13 protein-coding genes are annotated in these 22,293 nt (G+C 51.1%); 10 read left to right on the forward strand and 3 right to left on the reverse strand.

Annotation, left to right across the window (positions count from 1 at the left end):
- Positions 1–25: 25 nt before the first annotated feature.
- Entirely contained in the window at positions 26–2,728 is a 2,703-nt protein-coding gene (locus D570_RS0106675) for a DNA gyrase/topoisomerase IV subunit A (RefSeq protein ID WP_018143617.1), read from the reverse strand.
- A gap of 61 nt (positions 2,729–2,789) precedes the next feature.
- Here D570_RS0106675 and D570_RS0106680 point away from each other — a divergent pair, with 61 nt between their 5' ends.
- On the forward strand, positions 2,790–4,019 hold the full coding sequence (locus D570_RS0106680) for an alkaline phosphatase family protein (protein ID WP_026181947.1): 1,230 nt from the start codon (positions 2,790–2,792) through the stop codon (positions 4,017–4,019).
- 97 nt (positions 4,020–4,116) lie between these two features.
- Here the strand turns inward: D570_RS0106680 and sepH are convergent, their stop codons facing one another.
- Positions 4,117–5,226 carry a septation protein SepH gene (gene sepH, locus D570_RS09125; RefSeq protein WP_018143619.1) on the reverse strand — a complete coding sequence of 370 codons (1,110 nt, stop codon included), beginning with the start codon at positions 5,224–5,226 and terminating at the stop codon, positions 4,117–4,119.
- A 189-nt stretch (positions 5,227–5,415) separates the two neighbouring features.
- Between sepH and D570_RS0106690 the strand changes: the two genes are divergently transcribed.
- The 3 genes from D570_RS0106690 to D570_RS0106700 all read left to right on the forward strand — a co-directional run bounded on the left by D570_RS0106690 (position 5,416) and on the right by D570_RS0106700 (position 8,633).
- Complete coding sequence (locus D570_RS0106690; protein WP_018143620.1) at positions 5,416–5,712, forward strand: DUF4193 domain-containing protein; 297 nt, start codon at positions 5,416–5,418, stop codon at positions 5,710–5,712.
- Positions 5,712–6,191 carry a dUTP diphosphatase gene (gene dut, locus D570_RS0106695; protein WP_018143621.1) on the forward strand — a complete coding sequence of 160 codons (480 nt, stop codon included), beginning with the start codon at positions 5,712–5,714 and terminating at the stop codon, positions 6,189–6,191. The genes D570_RS0106690 and dut overlap by 1 nt, the downstream gene beginning before the upstream one ends.
- A gap of 75 nt (positions 6,192–6,266) precedes the next feature.
- A complete protein-coding gene (locus tag D570_RS0106700) occupies positions 6,267–8,633 on the forward strand; it encodes a RelA/SpoT family protein (RefSeq protein WP_018143622.1) in 2,367 nt (788 codons plus the stop codon).
- A gap of 116 nt (positions 8,634–8,749) precedes the next feature.
- On the opposite strand, the gene D570_RS0106705 is transcribed toward D570_RS0106700, so the two are convergent.
- Positions 8,750–10,090: a DUF349 domain-containing protein gene (locus D570_RS0106705; RefSeq protein WP_018143623.1), complete on the reverse strand. Its 1,341-nt coding sequence runs from the start codon at positions 10,088–10,090 to the stop codon at positions 8,750–8,752.
- Between the two features lie 82 nt (positions 10,091–10,172).
- On the opposite strand from D570_RS0106705, the gene hisS reads away from it, so the two are divergent.
- From hisS to pflB, 6 genes are all read left to right on the forward strand, one after another.
- On the forward strand, positions 10,173–11,576 hold the full coding sequence (hisS, locus tag D570_RS0106710; protein ID WP_018143624.1) for a histidine--tRNA ligase: 1,404 nt from the start codon (positions 10,173–10,175) through the stop codon (positions 11,574–11,576).
- 127 nt (positions 11,577–11,703) lie between these two features.
- Positions 11,704–13,500: an aspartate--tRNA ligase gene (gene aspS / locus D570_RS0106715; RefSeq protein ID WP_018143625.1), complete on the forward strand. Its 1,797-nt coding sequence runs from the start codon at positions 11,704–11,706 to the stop codon at positions 13,498–13,500.
- Between the two features lie 261 nt (positions 13,501–13,761).
- Positions 13,762–16,404, forward strand: coding sequence for a DEAD/DEAH box helicase (locus tag D570_RS0106720; protein WP_026181948.1), 2,643 nt, complete (start codon positions 13,762–13,764; stop codon positions 16,402–16,404).
- A 76-nt stretch (positions 16,405–16,480) separates the two neighbouring features.
- Positions 16,481–17,893, forward strand: coding sequence for a replication-associated recombination protein A (locus D570_RS0106725; RefSeq protein WP_018143627.1), 1,413 nt, complete (start codon positions 16,481–16,483; stop codon positions 17,891–17,893).
- Positions 17,868–19,535 carry an NAD+ synthase gene (locus D570_RS0106730; RefSeq protein ID WP_018143628.1) on the forward strand — a complete coding sequence of 556 codons (1,668 nt, stop codon included), beginning with the start codon at positions 17,868–17,870 and terminating at the stop codon, positions 19,533–19,535. Before D570_RS0106725 ends, D570_RS0106730 begins: the two co-directional genes overlap by 26 nt.
- A 256-nt stretch (positions 19,536–19,791) precedes the next feature.
- Positions 19,792–22,149, forward strand: a complete 2,358-nt coding sequence (gene pflB, locus D570_RS0106735) for a formate C-acetyltransferase (protein ID WP_018143629.1) — start codon at positions 19,792–19,794, stop codon at positions 22,147–22,149.
- Positions 22,150–22,293 lie beyond the last annotated feature (144 nt).

Here is a 22,293-nt window from a genome sequence, read left to right on the forward strand (position 1 = left end):
GTTCATGTGTATGAGCTGAGCAACGCTAGACGCGTGACAAGAAGCTAATAGGCGAGTCCAGCTCCGTGCCAGAGCCATCGCGGCGCATATCCACGTGTGGCAACTCCACTGCATGACCGCCAGAGCTGGCCGCAAATACCGGCGCAGCGCAAACAGTGGCGCCGATAATCGTGTTTTGACCACGCAAGAATCGTTGAGAACGTACACCGCCGGTTGCTCGACCCTTCGTAGGATAGAGCTCGAGAGGCGTAATCTTGCATGCTCCCATATCCGTGCCTGGCAAGGCATCACTGTCGCCGGCCACTGTCAGTACAACAGCACCGGATTGAGAGGACATGCCTTCTTCGTTCTCATCATAAACCCATGCCAATTTGCCTGCCGGCACCACCGCGAAGCATACCACCCGCTGGTTTTCTGCCAGCTTTATGCCTGCCATACCTCCGGCAGTGCGTCCTTGTGCACGCACTACAGAACCTGCAAAGGTGAGTAAGGAGGCATCCGAAGAAATGAAAACGATGCGGTCGTCGTCATCCGCCTCCGCTGCGAAGAGTACGGAGTCGTTGCCTTTCAAATCGATGACGCTCCACGAATCCATAGTCGTTGGCGATTCTCTATTCCAGCGCTTTACCACACCATGTACGGTGCCTAAGGCCAGTGGCGTGGTGTTTTCCTCACGCATATCGATAACGGCAATTGTATGCTCGCCCTCAATTGGCTCCGTGCTGTCTGTGCTCTGCAGAAGTTCGTCTGCTACAACGCCACCCGCCACACTCACACTCTGAGAGACCGGCAATTGCGGCAAATCTGCCGTGTGCGCCAGTACCAGACGTCCTGCCGAAGTGATCAGGCCGAAGGAAGAACGCGTAGACGATTTAATGAGCGATACAATCGTATCCTCAGCTGTACGCGGGGTTGCAGCACTTCGTGAATGATAGACATCCCACGCGGTTTCCGACAGGCGCGCCACCAAGCCTGAAGCGCTGAGCGCAATGACGCACGGCACATCATCCAGCTCTAAAGCTTCCAAGGCGGCTTCACCTCGCACATTGCCAAGGGCTGCACTAGCCTGCATTTGAGCCTGTACTGCCGCAAGTGTCTGCGCATGCGAAGCACCACCGCCCACACCGATTTGTGTGCCAGCCGCATTCCCCGAATTCTCAGCACCAGCTCCTGGCGTCGCCTCATTGTGCACAGCAGAAGGTACAGGCACAAAACTGTTTTCCACTTCATCCAACAAAATTGTGCGCCTGTTATCGCCCCACTGCGCTACAACCTCATCCATCGATTCGATAACCACATTATCGAGCACCTCAGCAGAGGCTAGGATTTGTGAGAGCTCCTCAATCGTGCGTTTTAAGTCATCGCGCTCCGATTCGAGCTCGATACGACTCATGCGTGTCAATCGACGCAAACGCAAATCCAAAATGTACTGAGCCTGAATGTCATCCAAATCAAACACGGCCATCAAACGGGTTTTCGCAGCATCGGCATCATCCGAAGAGCGGATAACCTCGATGACTTCATCGATGTCAATCAAGGCCAATAACAAGCCTTCCACCAGGTGCAGGCGTTCTTGCGCTTTACGTTTGCGATACTCCGAGCGATTGCGGATAACCTCACGCCTGTGCGCCACCCACACCTCAAGTAGCTCTTTCAAACCCATAGTGCGTGGACGTCCATCGACGAGCGCCACGTTATTCATGGTGAAATTATCTTCCAACGGCGTGTACTTAAACAATTGCGTGAGCACAGCCTGAGGATCAAAACCGCTTTTAATTTCGATGACAATCCTCGTGCCATTATGACGATCCGTTAAATCAATAGCACCGGAAATGCCATCCAATTTCTTGGATTTCACACCATCAGAAATGCGTTCCAGCACCTTCTCCGGACCCACCATAAACGGCAATTCCGTGACAATAATCGCCTTTTTACGGGCGGTAACATTTTCAATATGCGTTTGCGAACGCGTTGTAAACGTACCTCGACCCGTGGCGTACGCTTCTTTGATACCTTCGCGGCCCATAATAATGCCACCACCCGGTAAATCCGGACCGGGAATATAGCGCATAAGATCATCCAAGGACGCATCCGGATGGCGCATAAGATATTTCGCGCCCTCAATAACCTCACGCAAATTGTGCGTGGCCATATTCGTCGCCATACCCACCGCAATGCCTGAAGCGCCATTGACGAGAAGATTTGGGAAAGCGGAAGGCAATACCGTAGGTTCTTCCAGCTTATTGTCGTAATTCGGCGTAAATTCGACGGTTTCCTCGCCAATCGAATCAATCATTGCAGAAGCCGAAGGGGCTAGACGTGCCTCTGTATAACGCGAAGCAGCTGGACCGTCGTCCAAGGAGCCAAAATTGCCGTGCCCATCCACCAAAGGCAAGCGCAGAGCAAAAGGCTGCGCCAAACGTACCATAGCCTCATAAATCGCCGAATCGCCATGAGGATGCAACTTACCCATCACTTCGCCCACCACACGAGCGGATTTCATGTAAGGCTTATCGGGCGTCAAACCCATTTGACCCATCTGATAAATGATGCGCCGTTGCACTGGTTTCATGCCATCGCGCGCATCAGGAAGAGCGCGAGCGTAAATCACAGAATATGCGTACTCCAAAAACGATTTGCTCATTTCCTCCTGGAGCGGAGTATCGACGATATTCTCTTTTACCTCACGTGGATCGTAACTAATGACTTGTGCGCGTTTGCGTGCCATGAATCTCCTTTTTAGCGGATACCCAAAATATTATATGCAAGGCGTGTGATTGAATGACATCATGGGTTTTTTAGATGGTACGTATGATGATGACAATCTACTCGAGTTGCAAGAAATTGTGCCCTACGATGGAACGAATGCGCAAGGTAGAGGATCTGAACGCCATCTTAGCGCCGTATTACCCGCAATTTCAGCTAGTTTAGGCGTACCCGTGGCCACGGCCATACACCCGCATCCAGAGGATATCCGCGAAAAATTCGGCATGCCTCGAGCTCAGTCTATTATCGTGGTGCTTATCGATGGCTTGGGCTTTTGGAATATGGTGGAGCGGAAAGGGCATGCGCCATATTTGCGTGCCTTGCTCTCGCACAGCGGCAATGATCAGCCCATTTCCACCTGTTTCCCGAGTACTACAGTCTCTGCATTAAGCGTTTTTGGCACAGGCACCTGCCCAGGTTTGACGGCTATGACGGGGTATACCCAATTAAATCCGGACAATGGACGCCTGTCCCAGATGATTAAATTTACCGACGGCTTGGTACCGGAGGACGTGCAGACTCAGCCCACCGTTTTTGAGGGACTTAGCGCTCAGGGCGTGCGCGTCACCACGTGCGGGCTAGGCCAGTTTTCCAAGTCTGCGCTGACACGTGCAGCCTTGCGTGGTACGCGGTATATTTCCGGGCGCAATGCGGCTCAGCATATTCTGGCGGCGGCTAAAGCCTCGTATGAACCCGGTCTAACCTACCTCTATATTCGTGATGCCGATAAAATGGGTCATCAATATGGCTGGAATGATGAGCATTGGATTGGCACCTTCGAGCGCGTGGATGCACAACTCAGAACGCTGGCTAGCAAGGCCGCGCCCGGCACGCTCATCGTCATTACCGCAGACCATGGCATGATTAATTCCAATCCGGAGCATCGCATCGATATTGCAGCTCATGAGCACTTACAAAAGGGTGTGCATCTGATTGGAGGAGAGCCACGAGCGGTTTCCTTGTATGCTCACGCAGATGAAGATCCTGAAGATATAGCACATCGATGGTCAGAATTCTTAGGGGAACAGGCGCGAGTCTACACCCAAGAGCAAGCAGTGCACGCAGGATTATACGGGCCGGTGAGCGAGCATACACAGCGGTATTTAGCGGATGTTATCGTCATGGCCGCGGAAGATACGACGATTGTCGATTCGCGGACTCAAAGCGAGGTGGCTACACATTTGCCATCTGTACACGGTTCACTGACGAAGGCAGAAATTGATATTCCACTGTTCCTAGATGTGGTGGAGTAGCAGTAAAGAAGCAAAGGCAAAGAAAATGGGTGATGACCGCGCATGACGTCATCACCCAAAATTGTAATATCAAAACTCTAACTAGGCACGTGGTTGACTATGCCCGTGGTCCAAATAAAATATCATCCCACGCGGGAATAGCGGAGCGCTTACGCTGCGTGGTCGAGGATGTGGTGGACTGAGCATCTTTATCCGGAGCATCCGAAGCTTTGTCGGTGCCGTTATCGACCGGAGCTCCAGAACCGTTTTGGTTGGCCTTTGCCTGCGCACGGCGTAGCTCCTGCGACTGGGAATCGGCGCTCGGAGACGGAGAAGAAGTAGGGGCTTGACTGTGAGCAGTATCACGCTGAATGTGTGGAGTAAAGCTTTGAGGCTGCTCGGCTGGTAGGTCGGACGTTGACTGTGGATTGTTTTTCTGCCCCACAATAGCCTCGAAAGCGCCCGTGCTCATATGTGTGGCATCGCGCATAGACTCCATGCTAACGGTTTCAAAGGTGCCAGTTTTGGTGGAAACGGCTGGGTTGAGCTGTACAGAAGTGGTTTGATTGTGAGCATTTACCATGGGCACATTATCCATCGTATTAAACAGTTCCTTATCTACAGGAGAGGTTATATTCGAAATTTCACCGAGCAAACGCTTCGCCGGTGTATTGACGCTGACAATGGACTTATCGCGCGGATTAAACATCCATTCCGCCGTTTCTACGCCATGAGCGGTGTGGTATGTGGATTGGATGCGCCATGGATTGTGTCCCTGACGCGTTGCCTTCCACTCAAGGCTGGCGTAATCAGCGGCAAGCGAAGCCATAGAAGCGATGATAATTTCATGTACGGTAGCTGAAGAATCCTGAGAAGTGAGCACGGTATCCAAAAATTGGGAGACCATGAATTTCTTCTCTTTTTCCACAGGCGAAGCAAAACGACGTACAAGGGCAGCAGAAATTCCATTCTGAGCCGAAATCTCTTCAGGCGTATTTCCCGCACGGATGAGTGACTGAATAGCGGACAGTGGCAGAGCTTTTTCTTCATGAGGCTGCGGTGCACCTTGAGTATCTCTTTTAATCTGCTTCGCCGCCAAAATTCCTTGTTCTAACTCATCTGTGACGTCAAGGCGCATAATTTCACGGGTTTGAGGGTTGCGTATCACGAGAAAACCGTCCACATCGACGTGATCGAAAGCCACAAAAACACCTGAATTTTCAGCCATAGCGAAACCCCTTGAAACTTGAATTATTTCTATAATATGGTGAGGGCGGCACATCAGCCACCTGTGTTCCTTACACAAAAAGTCGTAAACTGGCTAAATTCAACGTGCCGTCAATTTTACACATACGAAAAATGTAGTATCCTCAGTCGCATAGGACACATGCCAATTCCATTCATTAAGGAGCAAGCAATGGCACAGGATTACGATACTCCACGTTCCAAGGACGAAGACGAAGAATCCATTGAGGCCTTGGGAAAGAGTTCACGTCAAAATCAGAATGCTGATTTAGATGATGACGAGAACGCACTTGCAGAAGGTTATGAACTGCCAGGTAGCGATTTGAGCAACGAAGACTCCAGTGTTACTGTAATTCCAATGCAGGGCGACGAGTTTGTCTGCTCCGAATGCTTCTTGGTTAAGCATCGTTCTCAGCTGGCCTACACCACGGAAGATGGCCAGCCAGTCTGCAAGGAGTGCGCTGTATAATGGCGTACGACCAGATGTATAACGAGCCTGAAAATATTGAAGTTCTCATTAAATATCTCAATGAGGACGTTCATAAAACGGGCTTGTATTACGCGCATGCGGGCGATGCAGGGGTGGATTTGCGCACAACAGAATCCTTTGATCTTCACCCTTTCCAGCGTTTTCTCGCACCTACGGGAATTGCCATCGCTCTTCCTGCAGGATACGTAGGACTGGTGCATCCTCGATCCGGACTGTCCATTAAGCAGGGCATTACCGTGGTCAATGCACCAGGTACCATCGATGCAGGTTATCGAGGCGAGATTAAGGTGCCTTTGATTAATCTTGACCCTGAGACCACAGCGCATTTCGAAGCCGGTGACCGCATCGCACAACTGGTTATTCAACGCTATGTGGAAGCGCGTTTTGTAGAGGCTGAGACTTTACCAGATTCTGACCGTTCAGAGCGGGGTTTCGGATCTACGGGTGTAACGGATTAGCACATACACATTACACTGAAGAGTAAATAAGCTTACAATAAGTGATGTGTTTCGATAAAGAAGTGGGCGGTTTCTATGGCTGAAAACAATTTTACGCAGCAAGACGCAGATGCGCCTACTTCTCGCGTGCTTGGCGCTGAAATTAGCACGGATCCTCTCAACCCGCTGTTGCCGATTATCCAAGTCTGTTTGTGTCATCATCCGGACGCCGATATAGCTTTGCTCAAGCGGGCTTATCAGCGAGCAGTCAAGCAACACGCCACCCAGCGTCGTCGCTCTGGTGAGCCGTACATCATCCATCCTATTGCGGTCGCACAAATTCTTTCCGACCTCGGCATGAGTCCCAAAGTCATAGCGGCAGGCTTGCTGCATGATACGGTCGAGGACACGGATTTCACCTTGGATCAGTGTCGAGAAGAATTTGGCGACACCATCGCGGGTCTGGTCGATGGCGTCACCAAACTGACGAAAATGGATGTGGGGGATTCAGCGCAGGCTGAAACCATCCGCAAAATGATTGTGGCCATGAGCCGTGATGTGCGCGTTTTGGTGATTAAGCTCGCCGATCGTGTGCACAACGCACGCACGTGGCGCTACGTGAAAATAAAAAGTGCTCAGAAAAAGGCTCAGGAAACCATCGATGTGTATGCGCCATTGGCGAATCGATTGGGCATGAATGCCATCAAAACCGAGCTCGAGGAGCTGAGCTTTAAAACTCTTCATCCGAAGATTTATAACGAAATTGTCGAATTAGTCCGTCACCGCGCAGGGCAGCGCGATGTGTATTTGCAACAGATTCTTGCAGAGATTCACGAAGATCTCGATGAACAAAATATTCATGCCAGCGTGAAAGGTCGTCCAAAAGATTACTACAGCATTTATCAAAAGATGATTGTACGTGGTCATGATTTTTCCGATATTTACGACCTCATGGGTGTGCGCATTATCGTGGATTCTATACGCGATTGTTACGCCGTTTTAGGCGCTGTTCATGCGCGCTGGAATCCGGTGCCTGGACGTTTCAAGGATTATATCGCCACGCCTAAGCTCAATATGTACCAGTCCTTGCACACCACTGTGGTGGGGCCAGGTGGCAAGCCTGTGGAAATTCAAATCCGCACTTGGGATATGCATAGGCGAGCAGAATTCGGTATTGCGGCGCATTGGAAGTACAAGGCCAATGGTCAAGCCGGACGTGCCTTGTCCGCCCCAGATAAAACCGATGCAGAGCGTGAGAAAAAGGTCGATTCCGAATCACGCGAAGTCTTTGAAAAAGATAATCTGCAGTGGATCAAACAGCTGGCAGACTGGCAAAGTGAAGTGCCAGATTCTGATGAATTCTTAGGCTTCCTCAAGGATGACTTGGGCGCAGGTCAGGTTTATGTTTTTACGCCGAAAGGCAAGATTGTCGCCGTGCCAAAACAGGGCACGCCTATCGACTTTGCTTATGCGGTACACACCGAAGTGGGACATCACACCATGGGTGCGCGTATCAATGGCCGCCTGATGCCGCTGGATACCCAGCTGGAAAACGGCGATACCGTCGAAATTATCACGTCCAAAGCCGAAAATGCGGGACCATCCCATGATTGGTTAAACTTTGTCAAGTCGCCAAAGGCGCGCAATAAGATTCGCCAATGGTTTACGAAGGAACGACGCAGCGAAAACATCGACGAAGGGCGTGATGAACTCACGCGTGCTCTGCGCAAACGCAATCTCTTTACGCATAACTACACGCGCATGGAATTGCTCGTAGCCGTGGCTGCCGATTTAGGATACTCAGACTTAGACTCCCTGTATGCAGCCATCGGCGAAGGCCAAGTCTCTACGCAGAACGTCATTACGCATATCGCCAAGACCGTGGAAGATGATGCAGATGACGATGAAGAGGCTCAGCCAGATGTCATGCCGTTGCGTCGCCGGGCAGGAGCGGGCCGTCATTCGAAGTCCGTGGGCGTATCTGTGAAGGGCGTAGACGATGTGTGGGTCAAGCTAGCAAAGTGCTGCACGCCGGTGCCGGGCGACAAAATTGTGGGTTTCATTACGCGTGGTTCAGGCGTATCCGTGCACCGCGAAGACTGCGTCAATGTGGCTAGCCTTAAAGCCAATCAGCCAGAGCGATTGGTGGAAGTCAACTGGACTAGTTCACAAGGCGTGTTCCTCGTGAAGATTCAGGTGGAAGCGCTGGATCGTGGCCGTTTGCTTTCGGACATTACCCGTGTGCTGTCCGATGCGGGCGTCAATATCATTTCCGGTACGATTTCCACCGGTGATGATCGCGTAGCCATTAGCCAATACAGCTTTGAAATGGCGGATATGAGTCATTTAAATCAGCTGCTCGCATCCATCCGAAAAATCGAAGGTGTGTTTGATGTGTACAGGCTGACCGGCACGAAGGACGACTCCAAACTCAGGATTCGCCGACTGAGCCGAGGAAAGTAATGCTTTTGCTTAAGAGTATCGACTGAGAACGCAGTAATTGCTCTATAAAAGCGGGGAGAGGACCTAAGCCTCTCCCCGCAGTTGTTTGAATTCAGAGCTGCCCTGAATATACAGACTTACTGCACAGCGTTCAGCCACTGAGCCTTTGTTTCGCGCTCCGCTTGCAACTTCTGCTTGCGCTTCTCATCGGTTTCTGCTGCAATCTGCTCATCGAGCTGTGCCAACTGTTGCTCGAGCTGCTGCGTAAAGGAAGACTTGCGCGCATCGGCTTCTGGATCGGAATTTGACCATGCAGAGTCTTCAACCTGCTTGATCTGCTTTTCTACAGCATCCATGCGGGACTCGATGCGAGACACGTCGGCACGTGGGACGCGGCCAATGCCATCCCACTCGTCCTGAATCTCTCCCAAAGCGATGCGTGCAGCCTTGGCCGCCTTTACGTCGGCTACTGGTACAAGGGCTTCCGCCTTGACAAGCAAGGCTTCCTTCGCAGCCAGATTTTCCTTCTCGGAATCATTCAAACGATCGCGGTCGGCTTGGCGTGCATTGAAGAAGACATCCGCTGCGGCGCGGAACTGCTTCCACAAATTGTCATCCTCCGTGCGGCCCACGCGTCCCGCCTTCTTCCAATCGTTCATCAAATCGTTGAATTTGCGGGAGGTTTCTGCCCACTGCGTAGAATCCTTTAACTCCTCGGCTTGAGCAATGATCGCCTTCTTTGCGCTGCGAGCTGCAGAGCGTGCATTATCACGCGCTGCCACCCACTTGCGATGCTGAGCGTTGAAGGTGCTGCGAGCCTTGGAGAAACGACCCCACAATTCATCTGCTACAGCCTTATCGATGCGTGCCGTGTGCTTTTGCACATTCTGCCACTGTGCAAAGAGCTGAGAGAACTTTTCACTGGTATTGCGCCAATTTGTGGAATCACCCAAACCGGCAGCTACAGCTTCAGCCTCTTCTACTATCTTGGTGCGCTGCGCAATGGCGGATTCCACGGCCTTGTGATGAGCCTGAGCGATGCGCTCCTTGGCTGTTTCGCCCAAGGTCTGAAGTTCTTCAACCGCGGTGCGCAAAGCGGGAATATCGCCCACAACAGCAGGCTCCTGGACTTCCTCGGTCAAGGTCTTCAGCGTGGAATCGATTTCGCGGGTGCGAATGGAATGGGATTCGAAACGTGTGCGTGCAAGATCAATCTTGGCCTTGAGGTCCAGATAACGGCGAGCATACAAGGAGAGTGCTTCATCTGCATTCGCAGCGGCGTACTGACCGATTTCGCGTTCAGCATTGTCATCCTTGACATACACGGTACCGTCTTCGGCAACTCTGCCGAAGGACTTTGCTTTTTCTAATTCGGCGGCACCATAAATTGTTGTGTTATGTGCTACAGGTGCTGTTGGCTTGGCTTGTGCAGCGAGAGCGGATGGGGTAGCAGGTGTGGTGGCTGTGTCTTCAGACATGAGCACTCCTCTTCAATAGGAATTCAGTAGGCAGGGGAAAACAGTCGTCGGTTTTCCGTGACATAACCTATTATAAGGAATTATGGCAAAAGGTGCATCATTATCAGGTTTTCCAGAGTGGCTTCCAGAAGAACGTGTCGTTGAACAGCGCGTGATGGACACTCTGCGTTCGATTTTTGAACTTCATGGTTTTTTGGGAATTGAAACACGAGCAGTTGAAAAAGGCTCAAGTTTATTGAAGAAAGGCGAAACGAGTAAGGAAATTTACTTGCTTTCGCGATTGCAAGATTTAGGCAATGAAGATGACACGCCTGTCGAGGAACGACTGGGTTTACATTTTGATCTGACCGTCCCATTGTCTCGATATGTGGTTGAAAATTCGGGATCGGTGTCTTTCCCCTTCAAGCGTTGGCAGATCCAGAAGGTATGGCGCGGAGAGCGTCCACAAGAAGGTCGTTTCCGCGAATTCGTACAAGCGGATATTGACGTGGTAGGCAATGGCGATTTGCCTAGCCATTATGAAGTGGATGTTCCTCTTATCATGGTGGAAGCATTGGAGGAGCTGCGTGAATTGGGTTTGCCTAAGGCCACCGTGCATGCCAATAATCGCAAACTTTCCGAAGGTTTCTATCGTGGAATCGGCTTAAGCGATATCGAGGGCGTTCTGCGTGAAATCGACAAGCTTGACAAAATTGGAGCTGAGGAGGTGTCACAACTGCTTATCAGCGAATGTGGGGCGAGCGAGGCTCAAGCACAGGCATGCCTCGAATTAGCGGAGCTTTCCGCGGCAAACGGACAAGAACTGCGCGAAAAGTTCGACGCACTATGTGCTCAGCACAGCGTAGATACCGCCGCTGATAATTACGCTTTGGCTGTCGAGGGTCTCAACACCTTGGCCATGATTGTCGATGAAGCCGCACAAATTCGACCAGGCGCTGTTATCGCCGACCTCAAGATTGCACGTGGTTTGGATTACTACACCGGCTCCGTGTATGAAACCTTCCTCGAGGGTGCAGCATCCTTGGGCTCCATTTGCTCGGGTGGCCGTTACGATAATTTGGCAACGCAGGGTAAAAAGAAGTATCCAGGTGTGGGATTGTCCATCGGCTTATCGCGTTTAGTGTCATATATTTTGCACACCGTACATGCCACCGCCTCGCGTATTTCTCCTGCAGCTGTGCTTGTTGCGGTTTGGGATGAGGCAGATCGCGCTCAGTCCAATGCCATTGCTCGTGAGCTGCGTGCGCGCGGTATTGCGACCGATGTAGCACCAACCTCTGCCAAGCTGGGCAAGCAAATTAAGTATGCAGATAAGCTAGGCATTCCATACGTATGGATTCCCTCTACCGTAGATGACAACAATCAGACCACGGCTCAGGAAGTCAAGAATATTATTACGGGCGAGCAGATTGCGGCAGATCCTCTGGAGTGGACGCCTCAGGCGGAGTTTGCGGAGCGCACGGTGGTTATCGCCGAAGAAAAATAATTTTGTTGGTCGGGCTTGTGCCGCATGCGTGCCGTGCATCCAACGCAGAAACAGGCGTGAATGGTGTCGTAGAGCGGTATTGGTATCCTTTCCCTAGAAAATCTCAATAGTAAAACAGAGGAATAAAGTGTCTCAGACTGCATATAGAACACATCATGCCACTGATGTGACTGAAGAACTGATTGGCTCTACCGTCACCATTTCCGGATGGGTGGATCGTCGCCGTGATCATGGTGGTGTAGCATTCATCGATTTGCGTGACGCATCCGGTCTCGTACAGGTCGTGATTAATGACGAAGAAACAGCGCGCCCACTGCGTAGCGAATTCGTTGTTTCCGTCACAGGTTTGGTTCGTCAGCGTCCAGAAGGCAATGAAAATGACCACCTCGTCACAGGTAAGGTTGAAATCGTTGCTGAGAAGATTGAGATTCTCGCAAAGTCTGCAGCACTGCCATTCCAGGTTTCCACCTCTTTGGAGAATGAATCCGAAACCCAGCTGCCAAGCGATGAAATTCGTTTGAAGTATCGTTACTTGGATTTGCGCCGTCCTCAGATGCACAAGAATTTACTTATGCGTTCCGCTATGTCTAAGGCTGCACGCAAGGCCTTGGATGAGATGGGCTTTACCGAAGTAGAAACACCTACCTTCATCAAGTCCACACCAGAAGGTGCACGCGACTTCCTCGTACCTTCACGCTTAAACCCTGGCTCATGGTATGCATTGCCACAGTCTCCACAGCTGCTCAAACAGTTACTGATGGTCTCTGGCATTGAACGCTACTATCAGTTGGCGCGTTGCTACCGTGATGAGGACTTCCGTGCCGATCGTCAGCCTGAATTCACACAGTTGGATATGGAAATGGCTTTCGTCGGTCAAGAAGATGTCATCGCTATGGCTGAGCGCGTGCTGAAGGAAGTATGGGCTTCTGCGGGACACGACATCACCATCCCATTCCCACGCATTACTTACAAAGATGCTATGGATAAGTACGGTTCTGATAAGCCAGATTTGCGTTTTGGCAACGAAATCGTGGAGCTGACCGACTACTTCAAGGACACACCATTTAGGGTATTCCAAGCGGATTATGTGGGCGCAGTCGTATACTCTGGTGCTGCAGATTTGCCACGTCGTCAGTTCGACGGTTGGCAGGATTGGGCACGCCAGCGCGGTGCTAAGGGCTTGGCTTATGTCCAGTTCGGCCAAGATGGCGAGCTCAAGGGACCTGTGGCGAAGAATCTTTCTGATGCAGAACGCGAAGGTTTGAAGACAGCTACCGGCGCTCACGATGGCGATGCCGTATTCTTCGCAGCAGGCGCACGTGAGGCTTCTCAAACGCTACTGGGTGCAGCGCGTGTGGAAATTGCTAAGCGCGAGGGCATTCTTAAGAAGGACGAATTTGCCTTTACCTGGGTTGTGGATTTCCCATTGTTCAAGACGATTGAAGCAGATGATGACGATGTAGCCGTTGGTCATTCTAAGTGGACCTCTGTGCACCATCCATTCACCATGCCAAGCGCAGATTGGATCGACAATTTCGACAAGGATCCAGGACATGCCATGTCCGATTCCTACGACATCGTCTGCAACGGTAACGAAATCGGCGGTGGATCCGTGCGTATTCACCGCGAAGATATCCAAGACCGCGTGCTCGATGTGTTGGGCATTGGTGCAGAAGAGGCAGAAGACAAGTTTGGATTCTTGCTTGAGGCGTTCAAGTACGGTGCTCCTCCTCACGCAGGTGTGGCATTCGGCTGGGATCGCTGCGCTTCCATCTTGGCAGGCGAAGATTCTATCCGCGACGTAATTGCTTTCCCTAAGGCGGGTGGCGGCACGGATCCATTAACCGGCGCTCCGGCTCCTATTTCCGATGAGCAGCGAGCTGAGACGGGCGTGGATTACGATCCTGAGGAAGACGAAGACTAAATCGTTTTTGAGTGCTTATATGGTATGGGGTGTGTATGAAAGTGCACGCCCCATATGCATATCAATACACTGCACTCCCAGTTTCCTCGATTGCGTACTGAGGATCCACGATTATGCGCGATGTGAGAAAACGCAATAGCCGCGTGAAAATTCGACACAAACGTACAATAAGAAGTACGCAGCTTTTCATGAAATATACGTAAAACGCAAGCTGAATACAAGAGAACGAAGCGGTAGACACACATGCATATAGATGAGCTCATGCAATCCGAAGATTGGGTGAAACAACCTGCAAGCCTCGGCATGGCTGCGGAATCGATTGCGCAGTCAAGTGACGAGACTGGGCAGAACGCACCTGTTATCGATGAAACAGACTTGTTGGATATTTTCACACGATGGGTGCGCGGCACACGCGGCGTGGATTTATGGAGTCATCAGGAAGAAGCCATCGTCGATATTCTTTCTGGCGATCACACCATTGTGAACACGCCGACGGGTTCGGGTAAATCACTGATTGCGCTAGGCATGCATTTTATGGCGCTCTCCCAAGGGAAACGCTCATACTATACGGCACCGATTAAGGCTTTGGTGTCGGAAAAATTCTTTGAACTCGTCTCTATTTTTGGGGCAAAAAATGTCGGCATGATTACCGGAGACTCGCATATTAATGCCGATGCGTTGATTATCTGCTGTACAGCCGAAGTGTTGGCGAATCAGGCCCTACGTGAGGGGGAGAAGGCCGATATTAGCAGTGTGGCAGTGGATGAATTCCATTATTATGCCGATCCACACCGCGGTTGGGCATGGCAAGTGCCGCTCATTACCTTAACCCATACACAGTTTGTGCTCATGAGTGCGACTTTAGGTGATATTTCCGGCATTGCAGAATCGCTAGAAAAACTCAGTGGCCGCCCGGTCAGCATTGTGTCTCGCGCTCAGCGCCCTATTCCGCTGAGCTACGAGTATGTGGTCGATGACTTGCATAGTGTGGTCAGCGCGCAAAGCGAAAAGGGCAATGCGCCTATGTACATCGTGCATTTTGCACAGGAAGCCGCCGTGGAAACGGCAGAAAAACTGGCTAATCTGGGTGTTGCAGATCGCGCTCAGCGCGAAGCAATTAAAAAGGCATTGGCCGGCACGCGCTTTTCTTCGGTATTCGGCAAAACGCTGAAGCGCATCCTTTTGACCGGTGTAGGCATTCATCATGCAGGCATGCTGCCGCGCTACCGTCGCTTGGTGGAAAATCTTGCGCAAGAAGGTCTGCTTTCGGTGATTTGTGGTACAGATACACTGGGGGTAGGTATCAATGTGCCTATTCATACGGTGATTTTTACGGCCTTGACGAAATACGATGGCTTTAGGCAGCGTCGATTGCGTGCGCGCGAATTTCACCAAATTGCCGGCCGTGCAGGGCGCAGTGGCTTCGATTCTGAAGGACTGGTTATTGCCTTGGCACCGGAGCATGAGATTGAAAATGCGAAGGCCGTAGCTAAGGCAGGGGATGATCCGAAGAAGCTGAAGAAGATTAAGCGTAAGAAGGCTCCGGAAGGCTTCGTAAATTGGACCGAATCTACCTTTACGAAGTTGATTGAGTCTGAGCCAGAAACCTTGCAGCCGCATATGCAGATTACGCATTCCATGGTGCTGAGCGAGATTTATCAGGGTGGAGATGCATGGAAACGCATTCTTGCACTGATTAAGCACAGTCAAGTCGGAGCAGAATATCAAGAGAAGCTACGTGAAACGGCTGCGAATATCTTCCAAACCTTAATGGATGCGCATATCGTGGAAAAGTGGGAGCTGGACGACGGCTCTATGGAATACAATCTGACCATCGATATGCCGGATAATCTGGCCTTGGATCAGCCGTTATCGCCTTTTATGATTGCAGCGCTGGAACTGCTCGATCCAGAGAGTGACACATACGCGTTGGATGTAGTGTCGATTGTGGAATCGATTCTGGAAAATCCTCCGCAGGTTTTGCGTGTCCAGCAAAGGCGTGCGCGCGATGTGGCCATGCGCGAGATGAAGGATGACGGTCTCGAGTATGACGAGCGCATGGAAGAACTACAAAAAATCACGTATCCACAGCCGCTGGCTGAGCTCATCGTGTCCGCATTTGAGCAGTATTGCAAGGATGTACCGTGGGCTGCTGACTATGAGGTTCAGTGTAAATCAGTGGTGCGCGACATGGTGGAAACGGCCAGTTCGTTTTCTCAATACGTGTCTGCTATGGGCATTGCACGCAGTGAAGGCACGCTGCTGCGTTATCTTTCAGATGCGTATAGGGCTTTGAGCAAGAGTGTGCCGGATGCAAAGAAAAACGAGCAACTCGATGATATTATCGACTGGCTATCCGTCATCGTCCACAGTGTGGACTCCTCACTGGTCGATGAGTGGGAGCAGGCTGCAGGATTGGCCCAGGCGGCTCGAGAGGGCTTGGATATCCTCGACACCCAGATGCGTAGTGCTCAGGCTGCTCCGCCAGAAATCGATCAATTACTGGCACATAAAAAGGGCTTAATTGCATTGGTGCGCAATGCCTTGATGCGTCGAGTGGAGCTGATGAATCAAGATAATCCAGAGGCATTAGCACAGCTGGATGCCCAGTGGGGTATGCGCATCCATGACTGGGAAGATGCTTTGGATGACTTTTACGAAGATCACGAGGGCTTGCTCACGAATGCGGATGCGCGCTCTGCGCGATTCTTTATGCTGGATGATTCTAAAGAAAAAACGCATCACCGGTGGCGTGTGCGCCAAATTCTCTGCGATGTGGAGGGTGACTATGATTGGGCTATCGATGGCGTCGTCGATTTGGATAGTACGCTTGAGGAGGGCGAAGTAGTGTTTGAAAGCTACGATGTGAATGTTATTGAAGAGCTGGAATACTGGGATTATTAATCTCGCGTAGGGCAGAAAGAACGAGTGTCGGTATACAGTCAAAATAAGCTCACATTGTCAGTCGGATGGATGAAGCATGGTAGATGATCTTTTTAGCGCAGCACAGGTGGATGAATCCATAGTCCGCCCACTTGCTGTGCGCATGCGTCCTACCACTCTCGATGAGGTGCTCGGTCAGGATCATGTGCTGGGTCCGGGATCGCCTTTGCGTAGAGTAGCGGCGCCGGTTTCGCACGGGCGCACGGCACCCACGTCTTTGATATTGTTTGGTCCGCCAGGTGTGGGGAAAACCACGTTGGCGTATATCGTGGCTCAGCAGTCTGGCCGTGCTTTCGAAGAATTATCTGCGGTAACCTCCGGTGTAAAAGATGTAAGAGCGGTGCTGTCTCGCGCCCATGAGCGTCTGGTTACCACCGGTCAAGAAACTGTGCTCTTTATCGATGAAGTGCATCGGTTCTCGAAATCCCAGCAGGACGCCTTGCTGCCAAGTGTGGAAAATCGCGATATTACCTTTATTGCTGCAACCACAGAAAATCCCAGCTTTTCCATTATTTCGCCGCTAATTTCCCGATCTGTGGTGGTGAAGTTAAATTCTCTAGAAGCCTCGGATATTGAGGAGCTAGTGCGCAGGGCCATTCATGCGCCGCAGGGACTCAATGATGAAATACGCGTCACGGATGCGGCCATCGCAGATATTGCACGGCTGAGCGGGGGAGATGCGCGCAAGTCATTAACGATTTTGGAGGCTTCTGCTGGCTCCGTAGCCATTGAGAGACAACGGAAAAAAGGCGAGCGGCGTCCGGTTGTCGATCCATCTGTGGTCAGTTCCGTCATCGATGTGGCTCAGCTGAATTATGACAAATCCGGCGATAATCATTATGATGTCGCTAGTGCCTTTATCAAATCCATGCGCGGTTCTGATCCGGATGCGGCCTTGCATTATTTGGCTCGTATGCTCAAGGCCGGTGAAGATCCACGATTTATCGCACGACGTATTATGATTGCCGCCAGTGAAGAGGTAGGCATGGCTGCACCTCAGATACTGCAGGTGACCGTTGCTGCCGCTCAAGCCGTGGCTTTGGTGGGCATGCCGGAAGCCCGTATCATTCTCGGTGAAGCAGTGTTGGCGGTGGCTACGGCGCCGAAATCTAATGCAAGCTATAACGCCATTAATGCGGCTCTGGCGGATGTGGAAAAGGGCAATATTGGCCAAGTTCCTTTGCATTTAAGAAATGCGCCGACCAAACTTATGGAAGAATTTGGCAATGCCAAGGGGTACATCTATGCCCATGATGTGCCCGGCGCGGTAGCTACTCAAGAGTATTTGCCAGAGGAACTGCGAGACCGGGAGTACTACAAGCCAACGGATCGCGGATATGAGCGAGAAATTGGCCCACGCGTAGAGCGTATCCGAGAAATTTTGCATGCGAACAGACCACAAAATAAACCACAGGAGGGCAAGCATGACGACCATGAAGAAAGCAGATAACCTAACTTTTGCGCTTGCACAAATCGATACCAGTGTGGGAGCAATTGATGCGAATAAGCAGAAGGTATGCGATTATGCTGCCCAAGCCCGTGAGCGTGGTGCGCGTGTAGTGGTATTTCCAGAAATGACCATTACCGGCTATCCTATCGAGGACTTGGCCTTCCGCGCAACCTTTCGCAGACGCGCAGAACATGCGGCTTTAGAGCTCGCTGAAGAGCTGGTATCCCAAGGCTTAGGCGATATCTACGTTGTCATCGGCACCGTGGGAACGTTGACGAGTGGCACTGCCGCGGATGATGACAGGCCTACAAACCGCTTGCTCGTGCTCCATGAGGGGCATATTCTCAGCACGTATGATAAGCAATTTCTCCCCAATTACGGCGTTTTCGATGAATTTAGAATCTTCACGCCGGGTCATGACACCTTGGTTATGAACATCGATGGGTATCGAGTAGGTTTCGCCATCTGCGAGGATATTTGGCAAGATGATGGGCCGGCTATTCAGCTTGCCCAGTCGCGCCTCGATGTATTGGTGACGATTAATGGCTCACCTTTCGAAGAAAATAAGGATCATACGCGTACAGACTTGTGCATACAACGCGCGGGTGAAGTGCATGCGCCGGTGATGTATGTGAACCAAGTGGGCGGCCAGGATGATTTGGTCTTCGACGGCGGCAGTTTTGTCATCAATGAAAAAGGCGAACTACTGGCGCGCCTGAACCGGTTTGACGAGGATCTGCGCATATGGACTCTCCATGCGGATGGTTCGAGCTGCACCGATGATATGGCTCCGGAAATGAGCACGGATGAAATGGTGTACCGTGCGTGCGTGCTGGGCTTGCGCGATTATATGCGTAAGAATGGCTTTAACGGGGTCGTGCTGGGCATGTCCGGTGGTATCGATTCGGCGCTCGTGGCTACTATGGCGGCGGATGCCTGCGGTGGGGAGAATGTGTGGGGCATTTCCATGCCGAGTATGTACTCCTCGGATGGGTCAAAGGATGATGCGGCACAATTGGCAGAAAATCTCGGTGCACATTACGAAGTTCAGCCTATCGAGCCGATTTTCAAGGGTTATCAGGCACAGCTCCAGCTCCAGGGCATCGCCGAAGAAAACCTACAGGCTCGCATACGCGGCGTCATCGTGATGGCATACTCGAATTCACACGGCTTGCTGACCTTGGCAACAGGCAATAAGTCGGAATGCGCCTGCGGATATTCCACTATTTATGGCGATGCGGTAGGCGGGTATGCACCTATTAAAGATGTGTTGAAAACCCGCGTATGGCAGTTGTCACGCTGGCGCAATGCATACGCAGAAAGTCAAGGCGAGCTGCCACCTATTCCAGAGAATTCTATTATCAAGCCACCAAGCGCGGAGCTTCGTCCGGGGCAGAAGGACTCCGATTCCTTGCCGCAGTATGAATTGCTCGATGCTGTGCTGGAAGCCTATATCGAAAAAGCTCACGGCCGCGAGGACTTGCTGGCTGATGGTTTCGACGAGAAGACCGTGGACACGGTGATGCGATTGGTGGATAGGGCAGAGTGGAAGCGCCGTCAGTACCCATTGGGTCCAAAGGTTACCGCTTTGGCTTTCGGCCGCGATCGCCGACTGCCCGTCACGAACGCCTTTAGAGAGTAGTAGCGAAATTTCGGTACAACATAGTGGTGTCCTCGTGCAGAGGACACCACTTTTTATGCACTGTGGAGGGCTGTATCAACGAAAAGTATGAAAAATTATCAATATTATTAAAGGCTCTTTTAAGAACACGCAAAAGCTGAAATGTGAGCAAGGTCACGTCAATTTCGCCGGTATGAATTGTCGGAGTCGATTAGAATAATAAGTGTTCGGCGTTGAACATAAGGCTTCGCCGTTTATGCAACCACAAGGAGAAATAATGGCAGCTGTAGATACAAATGCTGTTTCCGTTGAAGAACTCCAGGCCCAGGCTTGGGAAGGTTTTGCAGACGGTAATTGGAAGTCCGACATTGATGTACGTGACTTCATCCAAAAGAACTATACCCCATACGAAGGCGATGAATCCTTCTTGGCAAATGCTACGGACAAGACCAAGCATTTGTGGAAGAAGCTCGATGATGAATACCTCGCTGTTGAGCGTAAGCAGCGCGTTTATGATGTAGATACTCACACACCAGCAGATATTGATGCATTCCCAGCTGGATATATCGATGATCAAGATGATGTTATTGTAGGTCTTCAGACAGATGTCCCTTGCAAGCGCGCAATGATGCCAAACGGTGGCTGGCGCATGGTTGAGCAGGCTATTCGTGAGGCTGGTAAGGAACCAGATCCTGAAATCAAGAAGATCTTCACCAAGTACCGCAAGACTCACAACGATGGCGTTTTCGGCGTATACACCGCACGTATCAAGCGCGCACGTCACTCCAAGATTCTCACTGGTCTTCCAGATGCTTACGGCCGCGGTCGTATCATCGGTGATTACCGTCGTGTAGCACTTTATGGTGTGAACGCTTTGATTCAGTTCAAGCAGCGTGATAAGGATTCTATCCCTTATCGCAACGACTTCACCGAGACGGAAATCGAGCACTGGATCCGCTTCCGCGAAGAGCATGACGAGCAGATTAAGGCTTTGAAGAAGCTCATCATCCTCGGTAACGAGTACGGTCTCGATCTTTCTCGTCCAGCTATGAACGCTAAGGAAGCTGTACAGTGGACCTACATGGGCTACCTCGCTTCCATCAAGAGCCAGGATGGCGCAGCAATGTCCATCGGTCGTTTGTCTGCATTCTTTGATGCATACTTCGAGCGTGATTTCGCACGCGGCGTTCTCACTGAAACCGAAGCTCAGGAAATCATCGATAACATCGTGATGAAGCTTCGTATCGTACGCTTCTTGCGCACCAAGGATTACGACAACATCTTCTCCGGTGATCCTTACTGGGCAACGTGGTCAGATGCAGGTTTCGGCGATGACGGTCGTACTTTGGTCACGAAGACCTCCTTCCGCTTGCTCAACACCTTGACTCTTGAGCACCTCGGACCAGGACCAGAGCCAAACATCACCATCTTCTGGGATCCAAAGCTTCCTGAGGGATACAAGCGCTTCTGCGCACGCATCTCCATCGACACTTCTGCTATCCAGTACGAATCCGATAAGGATATTCGTTCTCACTGGGGCGACGATGCAGCTATTGCTTGCTGCGTATCCCCAATGCGCGTAGGCAAGCAGATGCAGTTCTTCGCAGCTCGCGTAAACACTGCAAAGGCATTCCTCTATGCATTGAACGATGGTCGCGATGAGATGTCCGGTATGCGCGTCATCGACTCCGGCGTTATCGATCCAGTAAAGTTCAACGAAGATGGATCCTTGAACTTCGAATCCGTACAGGCAAACTATGAGAAGGCTCTCGAATGGTTGTCTGAGACCTATGTCGAAGCATTGAACATCATCCACTACATGCACGATAAGTATGCATACGAGTCCATCGAAATGGCTTTGCACGATAAGGAAGTGTATCGTACACTCGGTTGCGGTATGTCTGGTCTGTCTATCGCAGCAGATTCCCTCGCAGCTGTAAAGTATGCAAAGGTCTTCCCAATCTACAACAAGGATGCACAGGGCACTCCAGAGTATGTAGAAGGTGCACCAGATGATTTGATTGTCAACTTCCGTACGGAGGGTGAATTCCCTGTATACGGTAACGATGATGATCGTGCTGATGACCTTGCAAAGTGGGTTGTATCCACTGTTATGGGTCAGGTTCGTCGCCTGCCTGTATACCGCGGTGCAGTTCCAACTCAGTCTGTACTGACCATTACTTCTAACGTAGAGTATGGAAAGAACACCGGTTCCTTCCCATCAGGACACAAGAAGGGTACCCCATTCGCTCCAGGTGCAAACCCAGAGAACGGTATGGATTCCCACGGTATGTTGCCTTCCATGTTCTCCGTAGGCAAGATTGATTACGATGATGCACTCGATGGTATCTCCCTGACCAACACCATCACACCTGATGGTTTGGGTCGCGATGAGTCTGAGCGTATCAACAACCTCGTTGGCATCTTGGATGCGGGTAACGGTCACGGTCTGTACCATGCAAACATCAATGTGTTGCGCAAGGAGCAGCTCGAGGATGCTGTTGAGCACCCAGAGAAGTACCCACACTTGACCGTGCGTGTATCTGGTTACGCTGTAAACTTCGTAAAGCTTACTAAGGAACAGCAGCTCGATGTTATTTCTCGTACCTTCCACGCTGGTGCAGTATCTGACTAAGAGCAGTGTCTAGCCGAGAGTAAAGACTCAGCATCACGAACTAATTCCTAGTCGTGGTTGAAAGAGGCGGGGTGTGCTACCTCGCCTCTTTCCTTTGAGCGTAGAGTATGAGCATAGGGTTATCGTTCATCGGTATAATCGAAA

The organism is Alloscardovia criceti DSM 17774 (assembly GCF_000376885.1).
Lineage (GTDB): Bacteria > Actinomycetota > Actinomycetes > Actinomycetales > Bifidobacteriaceae > Alloscardovia > Alloscardovia criceti.

Excerpts from the sequence above, each read along its gene's own strand:
- hisS (WP_018143624.1), top strand. The coding sequence starts at position 10,173 with ATGGCAAAAGGTGCATCATTATCAGGTTTTCCAGAGTGGCTTCCAGAA.
- dut (WP_018143621.1), top strand. The coding sequence starts at position 5,712 with ATGGCGTACGACCAGATGTATAACGAGCCTGAAAATATTGAAGTTCTC.
- D570_RS0106680 (WP_026181947.1), top strand. The coding sequence starts at position 2,790 with ATGGGTTTTTTAGATGGTACGTATGATGATGACAATCTACTCGAGTTG.
- D570_RS0106720 (WP_026181948.1), top strand. The coding sequence starts at position 13,762 with ATGCAATCCGAAGATTGGGTGAAACAACCTGCAAGCCTCGGCATGGCT.
- D570_RS0106690 (WP_018143620.1), top strand. The coding sequence starts at position 5,416 with ATGGCACAGGATTACGATACTCCACGTTCCAAGGACGAAGACGAAGAA.
- D570_RS0106725 (WP_018143627.1), top strand. The coding sequence starts at position 16,481 with ATGGTAGATGATCTTTTTAGCGCAGCACAGGTGGATGAATCCATAGTC.
- D570_RS0106675 (WP_018143617.1), bottom strand. The coding sequence starts at position 2,728 with ATGGCACGCAAACGCGCACAAGTCATTAGTTACGATCCACGTGAGGTA.
- D570_RS0106705 (WP_018143623.1), bottom strand. The coding sequence starts at position 10,090 with ATGTCTGAAGACACAGCCACCACACCTGCTACCCCATCCGCTCTCGCT.
- pflB (WP_018143629.1), top strand. The coding sequence starts at position 19,792 with ATGGCAGCTGTAGATACAAATGCTGTTTCCGTTGAAGAACTCCAGGCC.
- D570_RS0106700 (WP_018143622.1), top strand. The coding sequence starts at position 6,267 with ATGGCTGAAAACAATTTTACGCAGCAAGACGCAGATGCGCCTACTTCT.
- D570_RS0106730 (WP_018143628.1), top strand. The coding sequence starts at position 17,868 with ATGACGACCATGAAGAAAGCAGATAACCTAACTTTTGCGCTTGCACAA.
- sepH (WP_018143619.1), bottom strand. The coding sequence starts at position 5,226 with ATGGCTGAAAATTCAGGTGTTTTTGTGGCTTTCGATCACGTCGATGTG.